General features: G+C 43.5%; 19 protein-coding genes and 1 tRNA gene. 8 read left to right on the top strand and 12 right to left on the bottom strand.

Translation table 11 applies throughout. The annotated features are described in order from the left end of the window. Nucleotides 1–161: 161 nt before the first annotated feature. From V7L05_RS24950 to V7L05_RS24940, 3 genes are all read right to left on the bottom strand, one after another. The gene (locus V7L05_RS24950) at nt 162–347 is read right to left on the bottom strand and encodes a hypothetical protein (RefSeq protein WP_335168055.1); all 186 of its coding nucleotides are present in this window, start codon (nt 345–347) and stop codon (nt 162–164) included. A gap of 499 nt (nt 348–846) precedes the next feature. Then, nucleotides 847–1,575: an ABC transporter ATP-binding protein gene (locus V7L05_RS24945; protein ID WP_335168053.1), complete on the bottom strand. Its 729-nt coding sequence runs from the start codon at nt 1,573–1,575 to the stop codon at nt 847–849. A 125-nt stretch (nt 1,576–1,700) separates the two neighbouring features. Then, on the bottom strand, nt 1,701–1,925 hold the full coding sequence (locus tag V7L05_RS24940; RefSeq protein ID WP_229495593.1) for an indolepyruvate ferredoxin oxidoreductase subunit alpha: 225 nt from the start codon (nt 1,923–1,925) through the stop codon (nt 1,701–1,703). 852 nt (nt 1,926–2,777) lie between these two features. Between V7L05_RS24940 and V7L05_RS24935 the strand changes: the two genes are divergently transcribed. Both V7L05_RS24935 and V7L05_RS24930 read left to right on the top strand, forming a co-directional pair. After that, on the top strand, nt 2,778–3,593 hold the full coding sequence (locus V7L05_RS24935; protein ID WP_335168052.1) for a class I SAM-dependent methyltransferase: 816 nt from the start codon (nt 2,778–2,780) through the stop codon (nt 3,591–3,593). Nucleotides 3,594–3,808: 215 nt separating this feature from the next. Next, nucleotides 3,809–5,479 (top strand): HAL/PAL/TAL family ammonia-lyase, encoded by a 1,671-nt coding sequence (locus tag V7L05_RS24930; protein WP_335168049.1) that lies wholly within the window; start codon nt 3,809–3,811, stop codon nt 5,477–5,479. Nucleotides 5,480–5,989: 510 nt separating this feature from the next. Here the strand turns inward: V7L05_RS24930 and V7L05_RS24925 are convergent. The 6 genes from V7L05_RS24925 to V7L05_RS24900 form a co-directional block, all read right to left on the bottom strand. Next, complete coding sequence (locus V7L05_RS24925) at nt 5,990–7,204, bottom strand: ATP phosphoribosyltransferase regulatory subunit (protein WP_335168047.1); 1,215 nt, start codon at nt 7,202–7,204, stop codon at nt 5,990–5,992. Continuing rightward, entirely contained in the window at nt 7,204–8,157 is a 954-nt protein-coding gene (locus V7L05_RS24920) for a J domain-containing protein (protein WP_335168044.1), read from the bottom strand. The genes V7L05_RS24925 and V7L05_RS24920 overlap by 1 nt, the downstream gene beginning before the upstream one ends. 55 nt (nt 8,158–8,212) lie before the next feature. Next, a complete protein-coding gene (locus tag V7L05_RS24915) occupies nt 8,213–8,380 on the bottom strand; it encodes a histidine kinase (protein WP_335168042.1) in 168 nt (55 codons plus the stop codon). Nucleotides 8,381–8,385: 5 nt separating this feature from the next. Beyond that, nucleotides 8,386–9,198: an inositol monophosphatase family protein gene (locus V7L05_RS24910; protein WP_335168040.1), complete on the bottom strand. Its 813-nt coding sequence runs from the start codon at nt 9,196–9,198 to the stop codon at nt 8,386–8,388. 131 nt (nt 9,199–9,329) lie between these two features. After that, entirely contained in the window at nt 9,330–9,875 is a 546-nt protein-coding gene (locus V7L05_RS24905) for a thermonuclease family protein (RefSeq protein ID WP_335168118.1), read from the bottom strand. A 25-nt stretch (nt 9,876–9,900) separates the two neighbouring features. Continuing rightward, the gene (locus V7L05_RS24900; protein ID WP_334944103.1) at nt 9,901–10,269 is read right to left on the bottom strand and encodes a 2Fe-2S iron-sulfur cluster-binding protein; all 369 of its coding nucleotides are present in this window, start codon (nt 10,267–10,269) and stop codon (nt 9,901–9,903) included. A gap of 106 nt (nt 10,270–10,375) precedes the next feature. On the opposite strand from V7L05_RS24900, the gene V7L05_RS24895 reads away from it, so the two are divergent. The 3 genes from V7L05_RS24895 to V7L05_RS24885 all read left to right on the top strand — a co-directional run bounded on the left by V7L05_RS24895 (nt 10,376) and on the right by V7L05_RS24885 (nt 12,099). Continuing rightward, nucleotides 10,376–10,460: transfer RNA gene (locus V7L05_RS24895), tRNA-Ser, on the top strand. 316 nt (nt 10,461–10,776) lie between these two features. Continuing rightward, entirely contained in the window at nt 10,777–11,457 is a 681-nt protein-coding gene (locus tag V7L05_RS24890) for a HEAT repeat domain-containing protein (RefSeq protein WP_335168038.1), read from the top strand. 75 nt (nt 11,458–11,532) lie between these two features. After that, nucleotides 11,533–12,099: a phycobiliprotein lyase gene (locus V7L05_RS24885; RefSeq protein ID WP_335168036.1), complete on the top strand. Its 567-nt coding sequence runs from the start codon at nt 11,533–11,535 to the stop codon at nt 12,097–12,099. A 157-nt stretch (nt 12,100–12,256) separates the two neighbouring features. Here V7L05_RS24885 and V7L05_RS24880 read toward each other — a convergent pair whose 3' ends face one another. Beyond that, nucleotides 12,257–13,777 (bottom strand): site-2 protease family protein, encoded by a 1,521-nt coding sequence (locus V7L05_RS24880; protein ID WP_335168116.1) that lies wholly within the window; start codon nt 13,775–13,777, stop codon nt 12,257–12,259. A 193-nt stretch (nt 13,778–13,970) separates the two neighbouring features. Between V7L05_RS24880 and V7L05_RS24875 the strand changes: the two genes are divergently transcribed. The 3 genes from V7L05_RS24875 to V7L05_RS24865 all read left to right on the top strand — a co-directional run bounded on the left by V7L05_RS24875 (nt 13,971) and on the right by V7L05_RS24865 (nt 22,280). Then, the gene (locus V7L05_RS24875; protein WP_335168034.1) at nt 13,971–14,699 is read left to right on the top strand and encodes an MBL fold metallo-hydrolase; all 729 of its coding nucleotides are present in this window, start codon (nt 13,971–13,973) and stop codon (nt 14,697–14,699) included. Between the two features lie 441 nt (nt 14,700–15,140). Next, nucleotides 15,141–21,512: an ATP-binding sensor histidine kinase gene (locus tag V7L05_RS24870; protein WP_335168032.1), complete on the top strand. Its 6,372-nt coding sequence runs from the start codon at nt 15,141–15,143 to the stop codon at nt 21,510–21,512. 39 nt (nt 21,513–21,551) lie between these two features. Further along, entirely contained in the window at nt 21,552–22,280 is a 729-nt protein-coding gene (locus tag V7L05_RS24865; RefSeq protein ID WP_335168030.1) for a Uma2 family endonuclease, read from the top strand. 47 nt (nt 22,281–22,327) lie between these two features. Here the strand turns inward: V7L05_RS24865 and aroQ are convergent, their stop codons facing one another. Both aroQ and ctpA read right to left on the bottom strand, forming a co-directional pair. Further along, nucleotides 22,328–23,008, bottom strand: a complete 681-nt coding sequence (gene aroQ, locus V7L05_RS24860) for a gamma subclass chorismate mutase AroQ (protein WP_335168028.1) — start codon at nt 23,006–23,008, stop codon at nt 22,328–22,330. A 215-nt stretch (nt 23,009–23,223) separates the two neighbouring features. Next, complete coding sequence (ctpA, locus tag V7L05_RS24855; protein WP_335168027.1) at nt 23,224–24,468, bottom strand: carboxyl-terminal processing protease CtpA; 1,245 nt, start codon at nt 24,466–24,468, stop codon at nt 23,224–23,226. Between the last annotated feature and the right edge of the window lie 208 nt (nt 24,469–24,676).

Genomic DNA, 24,676 nt, shown 5'->3' with positions numbered 1-24,676 from the left:
TAATTTTTAATTTTTAATTTTTAACTAGTTCCGTGGGTTTAAGTCCCCCGGTTCTATAACCGGTAAGTTTTGTGTTGGGGTAAAATCCCCATTACAAAACTTAATTACGAACGCGAGTGCGTGCCGGAGGCTCTATTACGAATTACGAATTACGAATTATTTTAATTCCCCGAAGGGGCTGACGACTGTGGAGAATAATAACTCGCGAGTGTAGTGGGTTGAATGGCACTACGTTCAAACAGTTCATCCAGAATTTGGGGACATAACGCTTTTTCTAAAAGCCCACGAACCATTACGGAAACTGGACTTTCTTTTAGAAATCGCTCAAACACCTGCCCTACCAACATTTCTATTCTCCACCCAACAGAGTTTCACCTATGCATGAGCAAACTACAAATCAAGCCATTACACAACACCTTGAAAGGGCTACTAGTAGAACTTACGCATTGACAAACTAGACGAAAAATGCAATAAGGGGGCAAGAGAAAAACAGGCGATGCCTACGCTAATCGCTAGGGACTTTAACCTGTTCGTAATTAAGAATTAAGAATTGTTAATAGGGGTTCTGGCAGATCCGAATAATTTACGTTTTGGTGATTTTTTCCTGAATGAATGTCCTGTTTTACCTTTCTACTCGCTGTAGATGTGATTAGAAACGCAAGGATTATTGGGGAGAATTCTTTGAGCATCGAAAACGACGGTCGCGGCAGTGGCAGGAAGTGTTATGGCTTTTGTATTAGTTATAGATAGCGTCGGCGCAGCCCAACCTAGCGATCGCTATCCCTTGGTGAAGCTCCCATCTTAAACTGGTGTAATGTTGAATGGGGCAAGAGTGATTAAAAAGGGTTAATGTCTCTTACCTGCTCCCAGATATAGCTCACCCACTTTCGGGTCATTCAACAATTCTTCACCAAGACCGGAGATTGCATCACGTCCCGACTCTAATACATATCCACGATTGGCCATCTCTAAAGCTTTACGGGCATTTTGTTCTACTAGTACGATCGCAGTACCCGCCTGATTAATTTGTTTAATCTGCTCAAACACTTGTGTCACCAAGATGGGGGATAAAGCAGCAGATGGTTCATCCAAAATCAGCAAACGAGGTTCCAACATCAAAGCTTTGCCCATCGCTAGCATCTGGCGTTCTCCTCCAGAGAGAGTACCAGCGCGTTGACGACGGCGATCGCTTAATCTAGGGAACATAGTAAATATTTTATCTTTGATTGGTTTCAGGGGAACGTTAAGCACAAAAGCACCCATCTCCAAGTTCTCTTCAACACTGAGAGAAGGGAACACATTGGCGATTTGCGGTACGTAGCACATTCCTCGTTGGACGATTTGATTGGACTTTAGCCCCACTATATTTTCACCTTTGAAGGTAATTGTACCTGTGTGGGGGATCAAAAGCCCAAAAATTGCTTTTGCCAGGGTAGATTTACCCGCACCATTGGGGCCAATCACGGTTACCAATTCCCCTGGTGCAACCCGAAAATTCACACCTTGCAGGATATCTACATCTTTGATGTATCCAGCGTGGACATTTTGAACATCTAGTAAATAGTCATTTGTCATTGGTCCTCTCTTACAAAGTTTTGATCGGAGGAAACCTCCGCTCAGACTTTGCGCTTTGTCATTTGTCGTTGGTCAACAGTCAAGTCAAACATAACTATTGACTATTGACTGTTGACTATGGACTATTACGGAGTTTTTTGCAACTCCGGTCGTTCTTCTGGAAGAATCGCCCCTTCTACTGGGCAAACTTGGAGACATATACCACAGTCTATGCAGGTGGCAAAGTCAATCCAGTACCAATCGGTGCCCTTGGCATTTTTACCTGGGCCTTCATGAATACAAGCTACTGGACAAGCACCTACACAGTCAGCGACACCTTCACAGACTTCTGTAACAATCGTATGCGGCATGTTCTCGATTCCCTCTCTTCTGTATCGGTTATTTCTAGCCTAGCAGGGGAGTGGAGTACCCAGTGCTGACAGGGAGAGTGAGGAAGTGAGGGAGCGCGGGAGACGGCGTGAAATGAACAATCGATACTGTTGGCGAATTCATTGGAAGGGTGGTTTTTAGAAACTTTCGTTGGCGGGTTTCTATGACAGCAGTAGGATTTCTAGCGTTAAGAAATATTTTGCCAACGGTATCAGCAATGGAACAGGAATGTACGTTAAGCCCAAGATGCCTACTGTAATTGAGTTATAGCCGTCGCCCTAAGTTCTATGTATTTCTGTGATAAAGATTCTTATCACAGGAAAAATACGCTCAAAGCCTGAATTATCGGTGACAATCAGGCATTGAAGAAGGTAGAAATTTTATCGTTATCACAGGAATCATTCATTAGCGTACATTTTGGTTCCAATGCTACTCGCACGCGACCTCATATTCATCCAGTCCCAGCATCAATTAAATCATAGAGAAGCAAACAAGGAGTAAAGAGAGATTAGGCAACAGGCAAAAACTCGCCAGGGAATGGATTCATCAATACGAGGTGTGATGGCGATATCTGGGCAGTATCAGCAAAGCGATCGCCTGAAGATAATCACAAGGTTAACCATCGCCCTTACTGTATTTTATTGAGAAAAGTAATAAAAGTGGGAAAAGTAGGATGTTTTGTCTAAGCTCTTGATTATCCTGTTAATAAGCTGTAACTTAGTGCATAATACGCAGTTACTAGACCGAAAAGTTTTGCCAATGCCAAAAAATAGTAGTTTTAATTCGGCACTGGTTTTTCATGATTTAAAAAGTCATCAGGAGTATTTTATTAAATGTTTGAGATTAATCAAATTAGTAAGACAGCTTTCGTTACTGCTCAATGGAGAGTCGAAGAGAATGATAATGTCGCTCCTCTTTTTGTAGACGACATCGCTAAAAGTTTTCTGAACAATGAAACAAAAATAATTGCTGATAGCGCTGCTCAAACATTTCCCTTAAGCAAGGAAATGATTAAATATCGAACCAAATACTTTGATGATTCTCTTTTAAATCAAATCAATTCTGGTGTCAAACAAATAGTCATATTAGGTGCGGGTATTGACACTCGTTCTTTACGATATAACGCTAAAGACATTAAATTTTATGAAATCGATCAACCAGGAATTTTAAAGTTTAAGGAATATATTTTAACTACACAGTTATCAACAAATATTTCTTATATTGCTTGCAATTACATAATTGAAGATTTTATTAGACTGCTCAAAGATAACGATATCTGTTTTTCTATCCCAACTTATTTTCTTTGGGAGGGTAATACTTTTTATCTGAAAGAAGAAGATGTAAATTTAGTATTACAAACAATTGTCAAAAACTTTGAAATATTTAACATAGCCTTTGATTATTTTGATGAAAAAGTTATTTCTAGAGCCACAGGATATCAGGAATGGACTGATGTTACAGACTCATTTCAAAAAATGGGTTCTCCTTGGTTAACTGGGTTCAGAAACATTGAATATGTTGCTAGAAAATTTAATTTAAGGCTTGTTGAAAATTACTCTTTTTCTGATCTGAGTAGAAAATATAGACCGCTTAATTCAGTAGATACTGAAAAACTCGCTTTTTACTTCGTTTGCTGTCTGGCTAAATAACTAGAAGTGTAAAGCTACTGAAATTTAATCTGCCTAAAAAGGAAGAAAATAAATACTCAATTCTGCTCAAATGCCAGCTAAAGGTTTTCTAAGGAAATCACCAAAAAATTTATAGACATTCCCAACTATAACTTAATTAATTAGTCTGGCATTCCTGTAAACAGTTCTAGTCCATTGGTTATTTAAATTTGTTGAAGGTCAAGGGTAGAGGAACAATGCTAACAGAAGCAATCCTGCTGAATAATTTAGACAAAATCCTAGTAGTGGGCGATCACTTTCTGACCATAGAAGAAGTTGTCAGCGTAGCACGTCACAGCGTCCAGGTACGCATCACTAACGATCCTGATATTCTAGGCGGAGTGAAAGCATCCAGCGAATATATACAACATGCTGTGGAATTAGGCCAGCCCATTTACGGTGTCACGAGTGGCTTCGGCAGCATGGCAAATATCGTGATTTCTCCCGAATGTGCAGCACTGCTACAAAACAACCTGATATGGTTCCTCAAGTCAGGAGCCGGAAAAAGATTGCCTCTAGCTGATATTCGCGCCGCTATGCTTTTGCGTATCAATTCTCATTTGCAGAAAGCCTCAGGCATTCGCTTTGAACTGATCGAACGCATGGCAAAATTCCTCAATGCAGGTGTTACTCCCTATGTCTATGAATTCGGCTCAATTGGTGCAAGTGGGGATTTAGTACCATTGTCGTACATCACGGGAGCGCTAATTGGCTTAGATCCCACCTATACCGTAGACTTTAATGGAAAACAACTAGATTCTCTCACAGCTTTGGAACTGCTCGGTTTAGACCGATTGCAGTTACTTCCAAAAGAAGGGTTGGCAATGGTAAATGGCACATCAGTGATGACAGCTATTGCAGCTAATTGCGTCTACGATACTAAAGTTTTATTAGCGCTATCAATGGGTGTCCATGCCTTAGCTATCCAAGGTTTAAACGGCACTAATCAATCATTCCACCCCTTCATACATAAGCTGAAACCCCATCCAGGGCAACTCTGGGCTGCCAACCAAATGCTCGACCTGTTAGCTGGTTCGCGCTTGATTAGAGAAGAGTTAGACGGCTCTCACCACAATCGCGGCTCTCATCCTATCCAAGACTGCTATTCACTACGCTGCTTACCACAGTACATGGGGCCGATTGTAGATGGTATTGCAGAAATTCAAAAACAAATTGAAGTGGAAATTAACTCGGCTACCGATAACCCGCTTATTGATGTAGAAAACCAAGCCAGCTATCACGGCGGTAATTTCTTAGGGCAATACGTTAGTATAGGAATGGATCGCTTGCGATACTATATCGGTTTATTAGCCAAGCATTTGGACGTACAAATTGCCTCTCTTGTCGCTCCAGAATTCAACAACGGACTGCCACCGTCGTTAGTAGGAAATCCACAGAGGAGCGTTAACATGGGGCTAAAGGGTTTGCAAATAGCTGGCAACTCAATCATGCCATTGTTAACTTTTTATGGAAATTCTATAGCCGACAGATTTCCTACCCACGCCGAACAATATAACCAAAATATCAACAGTCAAGGCTTTGCTGCGGCCAATTTAGCTAGAACGAGCGTAGAAATTTTCCAACAATATATGGCGATCGCTTTGATGTTTGGAGTGCAAGCCGTTGATTTACGTACCTATGAAATTTCCAAACATTACGATGCCCGTGACACCCTCTCACCTGCAACCAGAGAGTTATATATGGCAGTGCTAAACCTAGTGGGGCACCCTCCTTCTGCTGACCGTCCTTACATTTGGAATGACAATGAACAATCGCTAGACTTGCACATTGCCCACATTGCGGCTGATATTGCCTCTGGGGGTAAGATTGTTGCTGCTGTTAACCAAACTTTGTCTAGCTTGAAGTAAAAATGAAAGCACTATATATCCCACATTCGGCACCTAACTGTCATAAGGTGATTTCCGAAAAAGAAATTACCAGTTAAGGTGGTTGAATCAAGATATCCCATTTGAGCAAAAGTGGATTTCGTTGCAATCTAGACTCGACTGGCTTCATAGCTTTCTTGGTCAAGGAAATCCCTTATCTCAATCAAAAGAATGCTGTATTGATGGAGCGAAAACCAATTGCTTTCTCCAAAATAGAACTTGAGCTTTTACGCGATCACATTTTGCTTGACTTGAAATTAGGCAAGCAAGCCCCTAGATACAAAGCTGTTCAAAAAGCTCTCAATCGTTTCATCGCTGAATTGACTTACCCAAACACGAGCGTTTTTTGACTTCGCCAACAGCATTGATTGCTCATTTCACCCCGAAACAAGGGAGTTTTGAGTGTTCAGTGCTGAGTGGGGAATCTCACTTCTTTACTCAGCACTGAACACTCAAAAAAGAGGAACTGTTTTGCCCAATGCCCAATGCCCACTAACGCAATGATTCAATGGTTGGTGAGCCATTAGCTTTGATCCAAGCAATTTGGGCTATGCTACGATCGCGTGCATATTGGCGAATAGCGTCTGCATCCCTTCCCCCCAAATCAATTTCTACCCGCACCAAATGAGTAGAATCTCTGAGTTTTTGCGCGTAGGCAAAGGCGGCAGTGTTAGCACTCGGTGTCTCTGGTACTACCAACCAGTTACTAGCTGGGGTTACTTGTGGTAATTGCTGAGTAGACAACAGAACTTGGTATAAATCTTCGATATTGAGTCCAAAACCAATTCCGGGGATATTTTCTCCTTGGGGATGATATAGCCCCAAAAGCTGGTCATAGCGACCACCGCGCCCTAAAACTCTGGCTTGGGATTCGGTATCGTTGACAACTTCAAATACAATACCAGTGTAGTAATCTATGGTCTGAATCAGGCTGAGGTCGAGGATTAAGGGAAATTTTTTCTCTGATTCTAGTAATTCTACTAGAGATTTGAGGTTATTCACTGCCTCTCGCTGTTCTTCATCTAAATCCAAACTACTAACTTTTTGTAACACGTCTGCACTAGAGCCACGCAAATCCAGCATGATTCTGGCGCGATCGCGCAGTTTGTCACTTAGAGGTAAAGTATCTATAGTAATGCGGTCAAGATGAGCGATCGCACTGCGAACTTTATCCTGTAAATTAGCAGGAAAGGCACTCAGAAGCGATCGGGTAATTCCCGCCTCACCTAAAATTAAATGCCATTCCCGCAAACCTAGCGCTGCCAAACAATCTGCTATTAACAACAATACTTCGGCATTCGCCAGCAATCCGCCAGCACCCAATAACTCCACCCCAGCTTGATAAAACTCTTGCTGGCGATTATGTCTACTTTCCCAAGTGCGGCGAAATACATTAGCGTTGTAGTACAAGCGTTGTGGATAACGCAGATCTGCCATCCGAGTCACAACGGTGCGAGCAATGGATGCTGTTAATTCTGGACGTAGCCCTAACTCATCATCTTCGCCATTTTGTTGTAGTTGAATCACCATCTGGCGCTGGATTGCTTCCCCTGCCATCAGAGTATCCATGCGTTCTAAAGTCGAGGTGATAATCCTGTGATATCCCCAACGGTGAAACACCTGCTGTAACCGATCTTCAATCCAGCGTTTTTTCGCCACATCCAAGGGCAATAAATCCCTGGCTCCCGATGCAGGTTGATACACCATTATTTTTTCTTCCCACCAAACAAACCACCGAACAAACCGCCACTACCAGATTTATCTGGTTGCTTATCTTTATTATTGGGGGATGAAGTCACCTTATGATCACCATGTTGTTGTCCTAAAGCTTTATCTATTTTAGGTTTCCATTGCAGAGCCGTTTCGTCATTGGGGTCTAATTTTAGAGCGTTGTCGAAGTGGATTTTTGCCATTTTTAGCTGATTTTGCTTTAAATACACCATTGCAATTAAGCTATGGCAGCGACTATTTTTAGGTTCTAGCTTTAGGGCATCTTGCAACTCTACTTTGGCTTGGGCAAATTGGTTTTTGCCAATCAAAGATTGAGCGCGACGAACATACTGTTCTATAACCGAGTCTTCTTTTGGTGGCGCTGGTGCTGATGGTGTATTTTTTGCTGTATTTGGATGAGGCGTATCTGAGTTAACTTGGGGTTGAGCATGTGGCGGCGCTGTAGATGATTTGTCCGCACTCCGCATTAAATACACTAAATTCAACTCACTGACTTGGGCAATGACTTGCAGCACTTGCTCTAAAGAATCATATTGAGTTTGGGCTAGTTTAGCGATCGCATTTTTATAGAAATGAGCGAGATTAGGGGCTTGAGCTAACTGTCTAGCCAAGTCAGTGTTTAGAGTTACCGAAGTAGACTCTTGTTCCAAGCGTTTGCCAATTTGCGACAAAATTATAATATGTTCGGTGCGAGTGCGATCGCCAGTAAGTTTTTCGTAAGCCGGGTTAACTAGCTTTGATAACAATTCGTTCCCTAGCTGTTTTTGAGCCGCACTTTCAGTAAGATTACTGTCCGGGTGCAGACGGCGAGCGATTTGGAGATAACGTTTGCGAATCTCTTTGACATCTGCATCAACTGGAACGCACAATATTGCGTGATAATCTATGAAATCATATTTAAATAGTCCACGATCTATTTTGAAAGACATACAGAGCTCTTGCACCAAAGGAGCAGTTAGATTCTTTCTAGTTTACTTCGCTTGATCAGTGATTAGTGACTGGGCATTGGGCATTGGGCATTGGGCATTGGGCATTGGGCATTGGGCATTGGGCATTGGGCAATAGTTCATCTTCCCCTGCTCCCTCATCTCCCTCATCTCCCTCATCTCCCTCATCCCCTTCATCCCCCACTCCCCACTCCCCACTCCCCACTCCCCTCACACCCACGCTGACAGTGGCGGAACTTGTGAAAGTTCGTTACTGAGAGAGTCGTGAATATAACTATTTGTTGCGAGAATTCTACCTGATTCAATTTTGACGGGATTGCCATCGTAGGCGGTAACTTTGCCCCCAGCTTCTTGTATCAAAATTATCCCGGCGGCAATATCCCAAGGAGCAAGCCCTCGTTCCCAGTAACCATCGACACGTCCACAGGCAACATAGGCCAAATCTAGCGAAGCCGAACCGCTACGTCTGACTCCTTGGGTAAGATGGGTAAGGTGACTAAATTCTGCGTAGTTGTTATCAGAGGTTTCGCGGCGATCGTAGGCAAATCCTGTCACTAGTAGGCTTTTATTCAGTTCCGATGTTACCGAAACCTTGATGAGATGACGGTTTCGCGTTGCTCCTAAGCCAGCAGCCGCACGGAATAGCTCATTGTGAAATGGGTCATAAATTACACCAACTTGCGGAACGCCATTAATTAACAGCCCGATGGAAACCGCAAAAAATGGATATTGATGGGCATAGTTGGTTGTGCCATCTAGAGGATCTATTGCCCAGAGGTATTCATTCTCTTGATTACCTAATTTCCCTGATTCTTCAGCGAGGATAGAATGCTGGGGAAAGTGGCGGCGCAAAAGTTCTAAAATCAACTCTTCTGAGGCTTTATCAGCAACGGTGACTAAATCACCAGGGCGTCCTTTTTCAATAATTGCGTCTTCTAACTTACCCAAGTAACCTTGCAAAATAGTACCAGCAGCTAAGGCCGCTTCCGTAGCAATATCTAGAAAAATTTGTAGATTAGTCATTTGTTATTGGGCATGGGGCATTGGGCATTGGGCATTGGGCAATTCAATTTTGGATTTGGGATTGACGATTTTGGATTAAATTTCAATCTAAAATCTAAAATCTAAAATCTAAAATTCTTACTCCCCACTCCTCAAAGATTTTGGCGGCGAAACTCGCCGGGAGTGAGGCGCATGGGTTTTTCTGCATTCCAGATTCCTTGCCCCATGAGTCTAGCCCATTGTTGGGCACGTTCTAAACGCTGGTCATATTTGTGGTTAGGCGATCGCCCAACAAACATTGCATTCCCTTGTTTCACCAATTCTTCATTCAACAACACCTTATTTTTCCACACATAAGCTAGAGTTCGACCGATTTTGTCTTTTGCTTCTAAATCAAACTCCAGCGTTACCGATTGTTCTGCACCACCAATTAGATTCTCTAACTGTTCTTTTGCTGCTTCCCCCCAAGGTCTCTGTCGCAAATCTGGTGCATCAACACCAACTAACCGCACTTGGGAAATCAAATTTGGTTGTTCAGCCATGCCTAACACTTCCAAACTTTGCCCACTAACTACCCGTGCTACTTTCACCTGAGCTTCATTGTTTGGCAGCTGGTTTTTATCTTGGCAACTCATCAAGAGCAATAAGCAAGACAAAATAGCTATTTTTCGCACCCAGTTACTAAAATGTACAGGCATCAGAGCTTTGGTGATTTTGAATTGTTTAATCTTCATCTAAGGGTAAACCCGCTTTAACTCTCCCCCTAGCAAAATAGCGTCCAAACTGGAGTTCGTAGACTTCATCTTCGTCTTGTGTCTCCACCTCCAAGTCAGAGCGGGGGTAACTCACACACAACAAGGCATAACCTTGCCGACGTAAATCTGGCGATAATCCGATCGCCTCTGGTTGATAAATTTCTCCTGACAACACTCTCACAGCACAAGTGGTGCAAGCCCCGTTGCGGCAGGAAAACGGCAGTTCCACCCCTTGTTTTTCGCCAGAGTGCAGGATGTAGCGGTCTTCTGGAACTTCTAGGGTGTATGTTTTGCCAGTGGCGCGATCGCTAACTCTAATTGTGTATGTACGGGACATCTGGATTTGCTTTTTGGGATTGGGACTTTCAGATTCAATCGAAAATATCTTTCTTTATCTTTGCATTTTCTGCGATTCTATAGTATTATCGTAACTTGTGGCACCTGGAGAGGTGGCCGAGCGGTTTAAGGCGCAGACCTGGAAAGTCTGTTTAGGGCAACTTAACGAGGGTTCGAATCCCTCCCTCTCCGTTCTCAAACCTAGTTCAAATATATAGTTTGAACCAGACTTATAGAAATAGTCCGGTTTAAAAAATAGCAGAATATATTCTTAAGATTGCTTTGAAGGTGCGTTAGCGTAATCCGGCTCTTAAGCAAGCTATGCACAGCGTTGTGTTAAATCTGACTGCTAAATTCAATACACAATCTCGCCGGAAGTAACATCTGTTTATTTTAAAATCATAGTTGAGGCACTTTGTCAAGTAGCCAAACTCCTACTTCACTATGGTGACAGCCTGATGAACGGATCGAGTAAATTAAGATAAGTAAAGAAAATGCTTTGAACCAAATGGCAACTCTAAGCTTACAAGAAATTTCTACTCAGTTAGAGAGTCCGAATTTACGCGATCGCATGGTAGCCCTGGCGAATCTGCGTCATGTTGCTGCTGAGGATGCAGTCCCTTTGATTAAAAAGGTACTAGATGACGAATCTTTGCAACTGCGATCGATGGCAATATTTGCTCTTGGAATCAAGCCGACGCCAGAATGTTATGCAATTTTGGTCAGAATTCTCGAAAATGACCCCGATTATGGTATACGGGCTGATGCTGCCGGTGCTTTAGGATATTTGGGTGATGCTAGAGCCTTTGAAGTGCTTTCACGGGCATTTTATGAAGATACTGATTGGCTAGTACGCTTTAGTGCCGCCGTTTCTCTAGGTAATATTAAAGATCCGCGTGCGCGTCAAATTCTGCTTCGGGCATTGGATAGCGAAGAAGTAGTGTTGCAACAAGCTGCAATCTCTGCACTGGGAGAAATTCAAGACATTGAATCTGTCGATCAGATCCTGCGCTTCGCTCAATCAGATGATTGGTTAGTAAGGCAGCGTTTAGCAGAAGCTTTGGGAAATCTTCCTACTCCCAAGAGTGTCTCAGCTTTAAAATACCTGGAAAAAGACAATCATTTCAACGTTGCTGAGGCAGCCAGGATTGGACTGAAGAAGCTTGAGGAAAGAGCCAATCAAGCTTAATATTAAAGTTTCCTACTATATTTTAATCATAATTAAGTGGGAATTTTAGCATTTTGATGCAGGGTAATTTCATTCATGAATATTGAAGAGTTTTTTCAGTTAAGTGCTGGTAAATGGTTTTCTCATCGTACTAGTCAACATTTGGCTTTTAACCAATCTGAAAATAGCAAGTCAGACATTATCATTGAGACACTGGCAGTAGATGATCCAGAAGTGATTAAACTGTGTCAACAGTACAAAATTAATCTTAGTTCTGCCTCTTGTGCTACCAAAATTACTTGGAACGGCACAATGGAAAAAGATCAAGCAAAACACAGTGGTTCAACTGTGTTAGTTTTGGCGCCTGATGCAGATAATCCAGATCAAGGCAAGTTACTACGAGAAATAGTTGAGGCCGATAAAACTCCAGTTGCCGGACGCTATAAAATTGATAGTGATGGTGCTTTGACTCTCACTACAGAGGATGAAACCATGAGTTCTGAGGAACGTCTGTGGTTTGCTAGCCCTAATTTGCGAATGCGGGTAAATGTCCTGAAAAGTTTTGGTGGACTTAGTATCACTTCCTTCACTTCTGAGATTCGCATGGGTGGTTTTCCACCAGCAGCGAAGCCTTCCGAGGCGGCTAATTCAGTATCTAGTTAGTTTTGTAGGGGAGCCAGTGCGTTAGGACTAATGTCCATAACGCACCCTACCAGATTATTTTACTGGGGAACAAGTTCAAATCACAAAATACCAACCTGTGGTTAATTCCATAGTTGGGAAAAAATTTAGATATATTTTTCTCTGGCGTTGATACTTTTTAAATTTGCAAAAAGTTAGCGATCGCCTGCGGTAATGGCAGAACAATTATAATCAGTAAAGCGATTGCCAGTAATCCCCAAATGTCACGTCCATTATCCAATTCCGTCACATCATTCAGCGCCGGTTCATCAACCAACGGCATAAATAATAAGATAATCGCCCACACCAAAAATTCTTCCCGAACTAAAGAAAGTAATAGCAACAATACGCGAGCAATTTGACCAATTACCATTGCAATTCGTTGTCCAAACATCGCATGGACAATGTGACCTCCATCTAGTTGTCCTACAGGCATTAAATTTAACGCCGTGACAACTAATCCCAGAAAACCAGCGACTGCAACTGGGTGTAAGTCAAGGGCTGATTTTGCTGTTAACTGACTTCCCAAGGCTAACTTCGAGAGTAGCGCCAGTAAAATTGAATACTTGGGATTAAGAGCATCAAGATTCAAAACTCGGGTTTTTTCGTTCAGGGAAACCACGTCAGAATGAGCCAAGCCCCATATTAGTAATGGCAAGGTTATAACAAAACCTGCAATTGGACCAGCGATACTAATATCAAATAAAGCTTTGCGGTTAGGAATAGGACTACGCATCTGAATAAATGCGCCAAAAGTTCCCAAGAAGAAAGGCACGGGAATAAAGTAAGGCAACGTCGAGCGAATATTGTAAAATTTAGCTGTCAAATAATGCCCAAGTTCGTGAATACCCAAAATAGTCATTAGTCCTAAAGCATAGGGCAATCCTTTGAATAGGGCATCTGGGTTAGATAGAACTTTGAACAAAGAGCCAATTTTCCAGATAGGCGGGAGAGAAACACCAGCATTTTCCATTCCCACCAAGGTAGTAGTTACCAAAGTAGCTGCTAGCAGTAGAAGCGCTAATCCGGGTCGAGTTAACCGTTCCTGGTTGCGTGGTGGTGTATTTCTCTCTTTAGCAGCTTGAGTGTTAGGAACCAGCACAAAGAAAGGTTTGTCATTTAAACCTTCTTGAAAGATCAGCACGAAGCGATCGCCAAATTGTGCTTCAATATTAGTCTTAATCTGCTGGTAGGCGTTGCTGGCTTTAGTTCGCAACTGACCACGGCAAATCACAGCTTGTGGTCGATACTCAATATTTTGAACGTAGTATACAGACCAAGGAAAACAATTTCGTAGTTGGGTTTCTTCTGTTAGCTCAATGGGACGCACTATTGGTTCTGGGGTAGGTTGGATAGTCGGCTGTGATTCGGAGGCTTGAGCTTGGGCTTCGGTCTGTGTATCTGTTGGCGCTTGACGCCCCCATTGAAACAACGTCCAGTACAATAGTGTGCAGACAAATAACGCCCAGAGAATCAGCGCTGGCGGCGGAGGTTGTTTCGCCCCATATATCAGCGTCCATCCACTCAACAGAAATGCTGGTGTCATTAAAACCAGCCATAACAACCACACTGGCGTCCGGGTGATCTGAGCGACGCTGTGCTGCACCATTAGATAAGTAGCTAGCCCTAGTAGGAGGATAAACAGAAACCAAAATGCCATATTCTCTTCAGTAATTTGGACAAAACGCCCCACCAGTAGCTTCAGCACCATAGCATTAACTACAAGGCAGACCTGAAACCCCAATTTTATTCCCAACGGTTAACAGTGCTGTTTAAGGCTTAAGTCTCAATTCTTCAGAATTTCCACACTGTCACCAGATTGTTCACAATTTCTCAGTTTCGGTTTTTTGATCATGTGCCCTTTACCTCAAGTGCCAAGTCATACAACTAAGCCACCACGGGCTGTCTTTCTTGACGAAGTTCCTAGCGGAGGTTCTCTGCAATCGGACTTCGCCCCAGAGAGCATTTTTGCCTTTCCACCCAATCGGGACACATTAGGGGGAACCTCTTATTTTATTGTAAGAAATGAAGGCAATATCCTCATAGATTGCCCTGCCCTAGACCAAACAAATCAAGATTTCTTAGGAGCGCATGGCGGCGTGCGTTGGTTATTTATCACCCATCGAGGCGCTATTGGCAAAACTGCTGAAATTCAGCAAACCTTTGGTTGCGAGGTGCTGATTCAAGAGCAAGAAGCTTATTTATTACCAGGCTTAACCGTAACTACCTTTAGGCAGGAATTTACTCTCGATACCGCTACACAAGTGATTTGGACACCAGGGCATTCTCCCGGCTCATCTTGCCTCTACTACAGGGAATTTGGAGGTATATTGTTTTCTGGTCGCCATTTAGTTCCTAACCAACAGGGTCAACCACTACCATTACGGACAGCGAAAACCTTTCACTGGCCTAGGCAAATTAACAGTCTTCGCTTCTTGTTAGAACGTTTTACACCAGAAACTCTCCGCTACATTTGTCCCGGAGCTAATACTGGCTTTCTCAGAGGTAGGCGTGTTATGGATCAAGCTTATCAACACCTCGCCTCTCTGGATTTACCAGCTTTGCTGCGGATACAGCCCTGATAATCTCCGTCCGCGAGTATTAAGGGACTGACAAATTACAGCTATTTTCAGGTAAATAGACCACGCGGTAGGGGCACAGCAATGCTCATTGGTGTCAACTTAAGCCAAAACTGATTTAAAATCTCGTTTCCAGCCTCTGGCGTTCAAAGACTCGTTAACGGAGTTCAGAGGTGGATGAATCCAGTTCAAAGACTCGTTAATACCGTTTTACTTTAATAATGATACAAATACGTTGGTAGGGGCACAGCAATGCTGTGCCCCTACGAAAAATCTATATGTATCAGGCTTTGTGTGAAATGGTATAAGTCATCAAAAAGCGATCGCCACATCTACTTAAAGTGCTTTCCTGCCTCTTGCCAATACAAGTTTTGTAAAGTTTGTTAACTAAGATATTCTCCTGGGAATTCTAACTTTAGTACACAGGAATTCTCGGAAAAGTTTATGAGCGCAAAAGTTGATGGAACTGTAACGATCGCTGGCTACCAAATCATTGAGCAACTTTATTCAGGTTCTCGTACTCAAGTATATCGGGCAGTTCGAGAAGGCGATCGCCTACCAGTTGTGATCAAGCTCCTAAAACGAGAATACCCTACTTTCAGTGAATTAATACAGTTTCGCAACCAATATGCGATCGCTAAAAATCTAGATATTCCCCAGATCATCAAGCCCTACAGCTTAGAAGCTCATCGCAACGGCTATGCCTTAGTGATGGAAGACTTTGGCGGCATTTCTTTGCGGGAATTTACCCAAGGACGACCATTGACTTTAGAGCAATTCCAAGGAATTGCTCTGCAACTGCTAGACACGCTACACCTGTTACATCAACAGCGCGTCATTCACAAAGACATTAAGCCAGCCAACATCCTGATTCACCCCGATACGAAACAAATTAAGCTGATTGACTTCAGCATTGCCTCGCTTTTACCACGAGAAACCCAAGAGATCCAGAGCATCAACGGACTGGAGGGAACGCTAGCGTATGTTTCCCCAGAGCAAACCGGACGGATGAACCGGGGCATTGACTACCGCAGCGACTTCTATTCATTAGGTGTGACTTTCTTTGAACTATTGAGCAAAGAACTGCCCTTTGAGTCTCATGACCCGATGGAATTGGTGCATTGCCACATTGCAAAGCTTCCACCCTTCCTCTGCGATTTGAATCCCGATTTGCCTTTGATGCTGGGCGAGATTGTCCGCAAACTGATGGCGAAGAATGCCGAAGATCGCTATCAGAGTGCGCTGGGACTTAAACATGACCTTGTTACCTGCCTAGAACAGTGGCGAGAAACAGGCAAGCATACCTGGTTTGAATTGGGACAGCGCGATATCAGCGATCGCTTTCTCATCCCCGAAAAACTCTACGGACGCGAATCGGAAGTCCAGACGTTATTGGAGGCATTTGGTCATGTTGCCAATGGTGGCTGTGAACTGATGCTGGTGGCAGGTTTCTCTGGCATTGGCAAAACTGCCGTCGTCAATGAAGTGCATAAGCCCATCGTCCGGTGGAACGGCTACTTTATCAAAGGGAAATACGACCAGTTCAACCGCAACATTCCTCTCTCTGCTTTTGTGCAAGCTTTTCGTGATTTCATGGCACAGTTGCTCAGTGAAAGTGATACCCAACTGGAGCAATGGCAGAGTCAGATTTTAGCCGCAGTTGGAGAGAACGGGCAAGTCCTGATCGAGGTGATTCCTGAATTGGAACAGATAATCGGTAAACAGCCTGCGATCGCTGAATTATCGGGCAGTGCAGCCGAAAACCGTTTCCATCTGCTGTTCCAAAATTTCATTCAAGTCTTCACCACAAGAGAGCATCCGTTAGTGATATTTCTCGATGACTTGCAATGGGCAGATTCGGTATCGCTCAATTTGCTGAAGCTGTTGATGGCAAGCAATCGCGGTTATCTGTTCATTATTGGCGCATACCGCGATAATGAGGTGTTTGCGGCTCATTCACTGATGTTAACGCTAGATGAAATTGAAAAAGCATCCTCACCTCTCAACACTCTGACTCTAGGTTCCTTGAGTCAAGCAGATGTGAACCATTTAATCGCCGACTCGCTCAGTTGTGCAACGAGCAAGGCATTGCCGTTAACAGAATTAGTTTATCAAAAAGCCAAAGGCAATCCCTTTTTCACGACTCAGTTTCTGAAAGCGCTGTATGAAGATGGGCTGATTACCTTTAATTGGGAAGCAGGTTTTTGGCAGTGTGATGTCGGGCAAGTGCGTAGACGCGTAGCGGCTTGTCGTCAGACATCGCTGGCTCTCACCGATGATCTGGTGGAATTTATGTCCCAACAGCTTCAGAAATTGCCCGACATCACTCAAGATGTTTTGAAACTGGCAGCTTGTATTGGCAATCACTTTGATTTGGCGACGCTAGCGATCGTTTTGGAAAAATCCCACACAGAAACCGCTTCGGACTTGTGGAAAGCATTGCAAGAGGGATTTATCATTCCGATCAATGAGGTTTACAAGTTTTATCAAAGTGAAACATCAACCGCCACAGTTCAAGCATCAGCACAGAAAGTTGACACCTGTGGTTACAAATTCTTGCACGATCGCGTCCAACAAGCTGCCTATTCGCTCATCCCAGAGGAGCAAAAACAGGCAACTCACCTGAAAATTGGACAACTGCTGCTGAATAATACGCCAGTCACAGAACACAATGAAAACCTATTTGAGATTATCAATCAACTCAATATCGGGAAATCTCTGATTATTGAACCATCCCAGCAAATAGAACTGGCTCAACTCAATTTTAAGGCTGGACAAAAAGCGAAAGCCGCAACAGCTTATGCAGCTGCATTGGAATATTCCACCACTGGTATCGCCTTGCTGAACTTGAGTCAGGGGCAGTCTTGCTGGCAAACCCACTACAACCTCACCCTCGCACTGTCTGAACTAGCAGCAGAAACCGCATACCTCAACGGCGATTTTCAGCAGATGGAGCAATGGGTAGATATTGTCCAGCAACAGGCAAAAACTTCTGTTGACAAAGTGAAAATCTATGCAGTCAAAATCCAAGCTGATATGGCGCAAGCCAAAAAGTTAGAAGCAGTCAAAATTGGGTTAGAAGCCTTGAAACTTGTGGGGGTAAGCATACCAGAATCACCCGAACCCTCAGACATTCAGCAAGCACTGACTCAAATCGCCAGCAATCTGGAGGGGAAGAATATCGAAGAATTGATTAACTTACCATTGATGACAGATATTGAGCATCTATCTGCTGCCAGGATGTTAGTCAGTATTGGCCCTGCTACCTATCAAGCTGCACCGATACTGTTTCCCTTGGTTATTTGTGAACTGGTAAATTTATCAATCAAATATGGCAATTCACCTTACTCAAGTTATGGTTACGCTTCTTACGGTATCCTTTTAAATGCAATATTTCAAAATATTGAATCGGCTTATGAATTTGGTAGATTAGCCTTAAACGTAGCAGAAAAGTTCAATGCTCCAGACATCAAAGCATCTGCATTTTTTGTCATGGGAGTTTGTATAGCTCATGGCAAAATTCATGTCAGAGAAACGTTGCCAATTCTTTGGGATGCCTACCAAAGCGGACTGGAAGGCGGCAATTTTCAATTTGCTGCCTATGCTGCCATACATAAATACCAGCACACATATCTAATGGGACAGGAACTAACAATAGTTGCACAAGAAATGGCAACCATTAGCGATGTTTTAGCTCGACTCAAGCAAGAAAATGCTTTAGGTCTTCATCAAATCTTTCAACAATCAGTCTTGAACTTACTGAATCCCTCAGAACATCCATACATCTTACAGGGTGAAGTCTACAACGAGGAAACAGCTTTACCACAGATGAAGGATGCTAATGATAGAACTGGGCTTCATCACTTTTATTTTAACAAATTGATTCTTTGCTACTTGTTTGGTGACTATCCACAAGCACAGGAAAATGTGCTGCAAGCTGAACAGTATTTAGATGGAGTGCCAGGTCTTCTGGTCGTACCAGTATCGTATTTCTATGATTCTTTGACGCACTTAGCAGTCTACCCATCCGTGCCAGATTCACAACAAGAATCTTTTTTGAGTAGAGTCACAAACAACCAGCAAAAAATGAAGAAGTGGGCAGAACATGCGCCGATGAATTTCTTGCACAAATTTCATCTAGTGGAGGCGGAACAGCAGCGAGTGCAAGGAAATAAAGCTGAGGCTATGGACTTGTACGATCGCGCCATCATTGGAGCCAAAGAAAACGCCTACATCCAAGAAGAAGCACTTGCCAATGAACTAGCAGCTAAATTTTACCTCAACTGGGGCAAAGAGCGGATTGCCCAAGAATACATGACCCAAGCCTACTACGGCTATGCTCGTTGGGGCGCTAAAGCCAAAGTCGCCGACTTGGAACGACGCTATCCCCAACTCCTCGCCCACATCTTAGAGCAAACCCGTTCTCCCCTCTCAACTAATGAAACTATTTTCAGATTAGAGAGTGTCACCTCTACCAGTTCCAGCAGTTCCAGCAGTAGCAGCGTCTCTGTTGCTTTAGATTTAGCTACCATTCTCAAAGCTTCCCAAACCCTTTCTGGCGAAATCGAACTCGAAAAACTGCTCTCGGTATTTCTGCATATCGTCATTCAAAATGCCGGAGCCGATAAATGTGTGTTCATGCTTTTGGAGTCAGGTTGTTTGCTAATTCACGCCTTAGCACAGCTTTCCCCTGGTGTTACATCTGGACAGAACAAGGGAATTGCCCACATCGATTTTTACCCAATGTTGCTCAACCCGCAACCCATTGAAGACTCTGTTGATGTGCCAGTTAGCTTAATTAATACCGTCAAACGCATCTTAAAACCAGCAGTAATTATTGATGCCACGGTGCATCCGCAATTAATCAATGACCCGTATATTCAGCAACAGCAGCCCAAGAGTATCTTGTGCAGCCCGATTTTGCATCAGGGTAAGTTGCTTGGCATATTGTATCTAGAAAATAATCTGGCAAGCGGAGCCTTTACACGCGATCGCGTCGAACTGCTGAACTTACTTTGTACTCAAGTCGCAATCTCTTTAGAAAATGCTCGACTTTATCGAAATTCCCAGAACTATGCTCAACAGTTGGAACAATCTCTAGCAAAATTGCAGGCTGGTGAAGTTCGCTTCCAAAATTTGGCGAATAATATTCCTGGTATGGTGTACCAATTCCGGATCGCAGCTGACGGTTCAACTTCAACACCCTACGTTAGCTCTGGCTGTCTCGACTTGTATGGTTTAGCGCCAGAGTTGGTAATGTCTGGGACAGATAGCCTTTACGCCATGAATCATCCTGACGATCAACCAGGTATTGCCCAAGCGATCGCCTACTCTGCCCAAACTCTGACACCGTTTAAGGAAGAATGGCGGATTATCCTGCCTTCAGGAACCGTGAAATGGATTCAATCTGCGGCTCGTCCAGAGCGACAAGCCGATGGCGCAATCTTATGGGATGGGGTGGTAATTGATATTAGCAATGTCTACAACGAGCTTCGCTTACGCAAAGAAGCCGAAGCATCTCTAGCCAAAGAACGAGAGTTTTTGAATGTGATCATTCACAATATTACAGATGGGATTGTTGTTTGTGATGCTAGTGGCAAGTTGACCTTATTCAATAACGCAACTCGTGAGTTTCATGGCTTACCAGTGGAATCATTACCAGCAGAACAATGGGCAGAACACTTCTCACTCTATCAACCTGATGGTCAAACACCTCTGTCAATTACAGAAATCCCTCTGTTTCGCGCCTTGGAAGGGGAAATAGTCGAAAATGCCGAAATGGTAATTGCGCCGAAGCATGGTTCTACGAGAATTTTGTTAGCAAGCGGACAAGCAATCTTCGATCCTTTGGGTAACAAAGTCGGTGCTGTAGTTGTGATGCGAGATATTAGCGATCGCAAAAAAGTTGAACTTGCCTTGCAGCAAAAATCACTTGACTTAGAACACGCGTTGAACAATCTGCAAAACGCCCAATTACAAATTGTCCAAAGTGAAAAAATGTCAGCACTGGGCAACTTAGTTGCTGGTGTGGCTCACGAAATGAATAATCCTCTCGGTTTTATTGCTGCCAGTCTCAAACAAGCTAAACCTACCTTTGGTGATATTATCGAACACTTAAAACTTTATCAATCAAGCCTGCCCAATGCCAGTGATGAGATCAAAAACCATGCTGAAGAAATCGACCTAGATTATAGCTTAGAAGACTTGCCCAAGATGATTGATTCCATGACGATGGCGTGCGATCGTCTGAAAAATATCAGCACCAGTTTACGAACTTTTTCCCGTGCCGACAAAGATTATAAAGTGCCATTTAATATTCGCCAAGGCATTGATAGCACAATTTTAATTTTGAAACATCGTCTCAAGGCGAATGAACAACGTCCAGCAATTGAAGTGATAACTGACTACAGCACTTTTCCTCAAGTTGAGTGTTTTCCTGGACAATTAAATCAAGTATTTATGAATATCTTAGCAAATGCTATTGATGCATTAGATGAATCAAATGCAAATCGGAGTTTTGAAGAAATTAAGCTTAATCCTAACCGCATAACAATTAAAACATCATTAGAAAATGGCAGTGTAAAAATTACCATTGCTGACAATGGTAAGGGGATGACTGAAGAGGTAAAACAAAAGATATTTGACCATTTATTTACGACGAAAGCTGTCGGTAACGGTACAGGATTAGGACTTGCGATCGCTCGTCAAATTATTGTAGAAAAACATGGCGGTCAAATCATCGTCGAATCTGAAGTTGGCAAAGGCACAAAATTTGTGATTCAGTTACCGTTGTCGGCATCAGCGAGAAAATCATAGTTATTGTAGGATAAAAATAATTTGTTGCTGCCCTAATTTATGCCTCGTTCCTCGCTTTGGCGTTTGACAGTTCCCCCATTGGAAAACGGCGATCGCTTAACCCGCTTTGAATTTGAGCGGCGCTACAGCGCCATGCCAAAGCTGAAAAAAGCCGAATTGATTGAAGGAACTGTCTACATGGCTTCACCTCTGCGTTTTGAACCCCATGCTGAACCTCATGCTAGAGTCATAACCTGGCTAGGAGTGTATCAGGCCATGACCCCAGGAGTGCGTGTTGGTGATAACCCAACCGTTCGCCTTGATTTGGACAATGAACCCCAACCCGACGCGGTGTTATTGATTGATGCTCAGTCGAGTGGGCGATGTCTGACGACAAGCCGCTACGCGTCTACGCACCTGAGCCAGGATGGTTATGTGGAAGGAGCGCCAGAACTGGTTGCCGAAATTGCCGCCAGTAGTGCCACGGTTGATTTGGGTGACAAAAAGCGTGCTTATCGGCGGAATGGAATACAGGAATACCTAGTGTGGCAGGTGTTTGAGCAGCGCATCGATTGGTTCCACTTAGAAGCAGGAGAGTATATAAATCTGCACCCTGATGCCGCAGGTGTGATTCAAAGTCGAGTCTTTCCAGGATTGTGGTTAGATCAATCTGCCTTACTGTCGGGTGATATGCAACAGGTATTAAGCGTATTACAGGCAGGGGTGAATTCTATCGAACATCAAGCCTTTGTGCAGCAGTTAGCCCAGGCAGTCCAATCGGATGAATAATTTGGCACATCTTCATACATAATTGGCATTAGGTATCGCTAACCCGATCAACGGAAGTTACCCACTTTGCAGGAAGCGCTTTGAAATTGCAGCAGGGGTGAAATTGCTAGGCTCTGCACTCGCTGATCAATACCATCTCCCTGAATAATCACCTGAGAACGTGACTGAATTAATTGCCGTATCTGCGGACAACCTAGAACAGGAGTCAGTTCTTTTAAAGCAAAGATAAATTCTGTGTTTAATTTATCTAACGACGGTCGCAATGTCTGGTTTAAATCTGGCACGTTAGGAAAAGATTTAACGCCTTGCTTTTGCCAGTTTTGAAAATCAACTGTTTGGATGAGTTTTCCTGCTTCTATTTGTGCTTGAAAAAATGCTGCAACTGTATCGGGTTCTAAACTATGGGTTGTTGCTTGTTGCCTAACCTTTAATAGTAACTCTTGTTCCCGCTTTCGATCCTCAATAGGACGTTTGTGATTCCATTTCCACCGGGCTACATCATGTGCAATTAGCAATCGCTGCTGGATCAATTTTAGTAATTTATCTACAGGTAGTTGTTGATCTGCGATCGCAATAGCTTGAGGATTTGCTGATTGTACTGACCCAGACTTCTGAGCAGCGAAATATAATTTTAAGTTGGCTGCAACTACTGTACTACTGAAAAAAAGCCCAAATAAAATTATGATGACAAACAACAGTGGATGCTTTCTGAAAAAACTTAAATTCATGTCAATAAGTTTATACACCCTGCTACTTAGCAAGAACTTTCAGTAATCCGATAGGAATACAGTATTTTCAATCTCAGACAAAATATCTCATAGTTCCTGACAAAAAGCAAGTTCAGGAGCTATCGGATAACAATTTCGGTGATTCCCAGTCTCTGACTGGGAACAAGGCGAACTCCTAACGTACAGATGCGATTAATCGCGTCTCTCCTAACTTTTTACGCCTTTCCCGCCATCACCGAGTTTTTAACCAAAAGTTCCACTGCTGCTTGATATTGCAAATCCGCTTCCGTGCCAATCTGTTCGCGGTTAATTGGCTCTTGGGAAATCACCTTATCCGGCTTAATACCTAGTTTGTTGATATCCCGATGTTGAGGAGTTTCATACTTAGCAATTGTGACTGCCAAGCCCGAACCATCTGATAATTCAAATAAAGATTGAATTAAGCCCTTGCCAAAGGTGGTTTCGCCTACCAGTTGGGCACGACCATTATCTTGGAGTGCCCCAGCGAGAATCTCACTGGCACTAGCTGTTCCTTGATTCACCAAAATCACCAGAGGATCGTTTGTCAGGGCTGGCCCAAGGGCTTCAAAACTACCCTGAATGCCTTGTCGGTTAACAGTGTAGACGACAGTGCCGGAGTCTAACCACAGACGGGCGATTTCAATTCCTGATTGCAATAGCCCCCCAGGATTATTGCGTAAATCCAGAATGTAGGCAGCAGCGCCTTTTTTTTCTAGACTAGAAATAGCGTGTGCCAATTCCGTTGAAGCGTTGGCATTGAATTGAGTCAGGCGAAGGTAGCCAATAGGTGTACCCTCAGTGGAAACACGTAATTCGGAGACCACAGGGTTAAGGGCAATGCGATCGCGTGTCAATCTAATTTCTGTTTGTGTCTCTCCGTCCCGTTCGATCACCAGAGTCACAAGGCTGCCACTCGTCCCGCGCATTCTGGTGGCAGCTTCATCAAGAGTGAGATTTTCCGTCGAAACGCCCTCAATTTTAAGAATGTGATCGCGTGGTCTAATCCCCGCTTTATCTGCTGGTGAACCGGCGATGGGAGCCACTACTTCCAACTTCCCAGTCTCAGGATTCAAGGCAATTTGCAATCCTACCCCAGTCAGTTCCCCAGAAGTATTGACCTGTAAGCTGCGGTACTGTTCGGGATCTAAAAAGCGGGTAAAAGGATCATCGAGGCTCTTGAGCATCTTCCCAATTGCCGTATAACTGGCATTTGAGTCCGTGAGCGGCTTCTCCAGAGCCTTTTGCCGGACAGCCGCCCAGTTTTGATGATTAAACGTCTCATCTAGATAAGTGCGATTAACAATTCGCCAAACTTCCGAAACCAGCTTTTGTTCCGATGTCAAAGCCACCGCCGGCTGAGTGAGCGTACCCAACGCCAACCAAAATGCCATTAACAATGAAAATCCAACCCGAAAGACTTGTTTATTCATGAACCCCATTATCAATTCCACCTCAACCCAAATTGCCTAGAAATGCCCACTTCCCCTGTTGTTGATGAAATCTATCTCTCGATTATGTTACTTTTTTTATAGAAGTGGTGCATTTTTCTCATCAAGTTGTTCAGTCAACTGATGCATCGTATCCACTCACCAAAGGATAAAATCTACTTTGTGTCCACCATTTTCTGTGTAGGGGCGTAAAGAGATC

This window comes from Nostoc sp., assembly GCF_036917755.1.
Taxonomy (GTDB): domain Bacteria; phylum Cyanobacteriota; class Cyanobacteriia; order Cyanobacteriales; family Nostocaceae; genus Nostoc.
The sequence above is the reverse complement of the archived record's forward strand: the minus strand, read 5'-3'. Positions and strand labels throughout refer to the sequence as shown.

Coding starts and splice junctions, on each gene's coding strand:
- V7L05_RS24950 (WP_335168055.1), bottom strand. CDS start 347: ATGTTGGTAGGGCAGGTGTTTGAGCGATTTCTAAAAGAAAGTCCAGTT.
- V7L05_RS24945 (WP_335168053.1), bottom strand. CDS start 1,575: ATGACAAATGACTATTTACTAGATGTTCAAAATGTCCACGCTGGATAC.
- V7L05_RS24940 (WP_229495593.1), bottom strand. CDS start 1,925: ATGCCGCATACGATTGTTACAGAAGTCTGTGAAGGTGTCGCTGACTGT.
- V7L05_RS24935 (WP_335168052.1), top strand. CDS start 2,778: ATGTTTGAGATTAATCAAATTAGTAAGACAGCTTTCGTTACTGCTCAA.
- V7L05_RS24930 (WP_335168049.1), top strand. CDS start 3,809: ATGCTAACAGAAGCAATCCTGCTGAATAATTTAGACAAAATCCTAGTA.
- V7L05_RS24925 (WP_335168047.1), bottom strand. CDS start 7,204: ATGGTGTATCAACCTGCATCGGGAGCCAGGGATTTATTGCCCTTGGAT.
- V7L05_RS24920 (WP_335168044.1), bottom strand. CDS start 8,157: ATGTCTTTCAAAATAGATCGTGGACTATTTAAATATGATTTCATAGAT.
- V7L05_RS24910 (WP_335168040.1), bottom strand. CDS start 9,198: ATGACTAATCTACAAATTTTTCTAGATATTGCTACGGAAGCGGCCTTA.
- V7L05_RS24905 (WP_335168118.1), bottom strand. CDS start 9,875: ATGCCTGTACATTTTAGTAACTGGGTGCGAAAAATAGCTATTTTGTCT.
- V7L05_RS24900 (WP_334944103.1), bottom strand. CDS start 10,269: ATGTCCCGTACATACACAATTAGAGTTAGCGATCGCGCCACTGGCAAA.
- V7L05_RS24890 (WP_335168038.1), top strand. CDS start 10,777: ATGGCAACTCTAAGCTTACAAGAAATTTCTACTCAGTTAGAGAGTCCG.
- V7L05_RS24885 (WP_335168036.1), top strand. CDS start 11,533: ATGAATATTGAAGAGTTTTTTCAGTTAAGTGCTGGTAAATGGTTTTCT.
- V7L05_RS24880 (WP_335168116.1), bottom strand. CDS start 13,777: ATGGCATTTTGGTTTCTGTTTATCCTCCTACTAGGGCTAGCTACTTAT.
- V7L05_RS24875 (WP_335168034.1), top strand. CDS start 13,971: ATGTGCCCTTTACCTCAAGTGCCAAGTCATACAACTAAGCCACCACGG.
- V7L05_RS24870 (WP_335168032.1), top strand. CDS start 15,141: ATGAGCGCAAAAGTTGATGGAACTGTAACGATCGCTGGCTACCAAATC.
- V7L05_RS24865 (WP_335168030.1), top strand. CDS start 21,552: ATGCCTCGTTCCTCGCTTTGGCGTTTGACAGTTCCCCCATTGGAAAAC.
- aroQ (WP_335168028.1), bottom strand. CDS start 23,008: ATGAATTTAAGTTTTTTCAGAAAGCATCCACTGTTGTTTGTCATCATA.
- ctpA (WP_335168027.1), bottom strand. CDS start 24,468: ATGGGGTTCATGAATAAACAAGTCTTTCGGGTTGGATTTTCATTGTTA.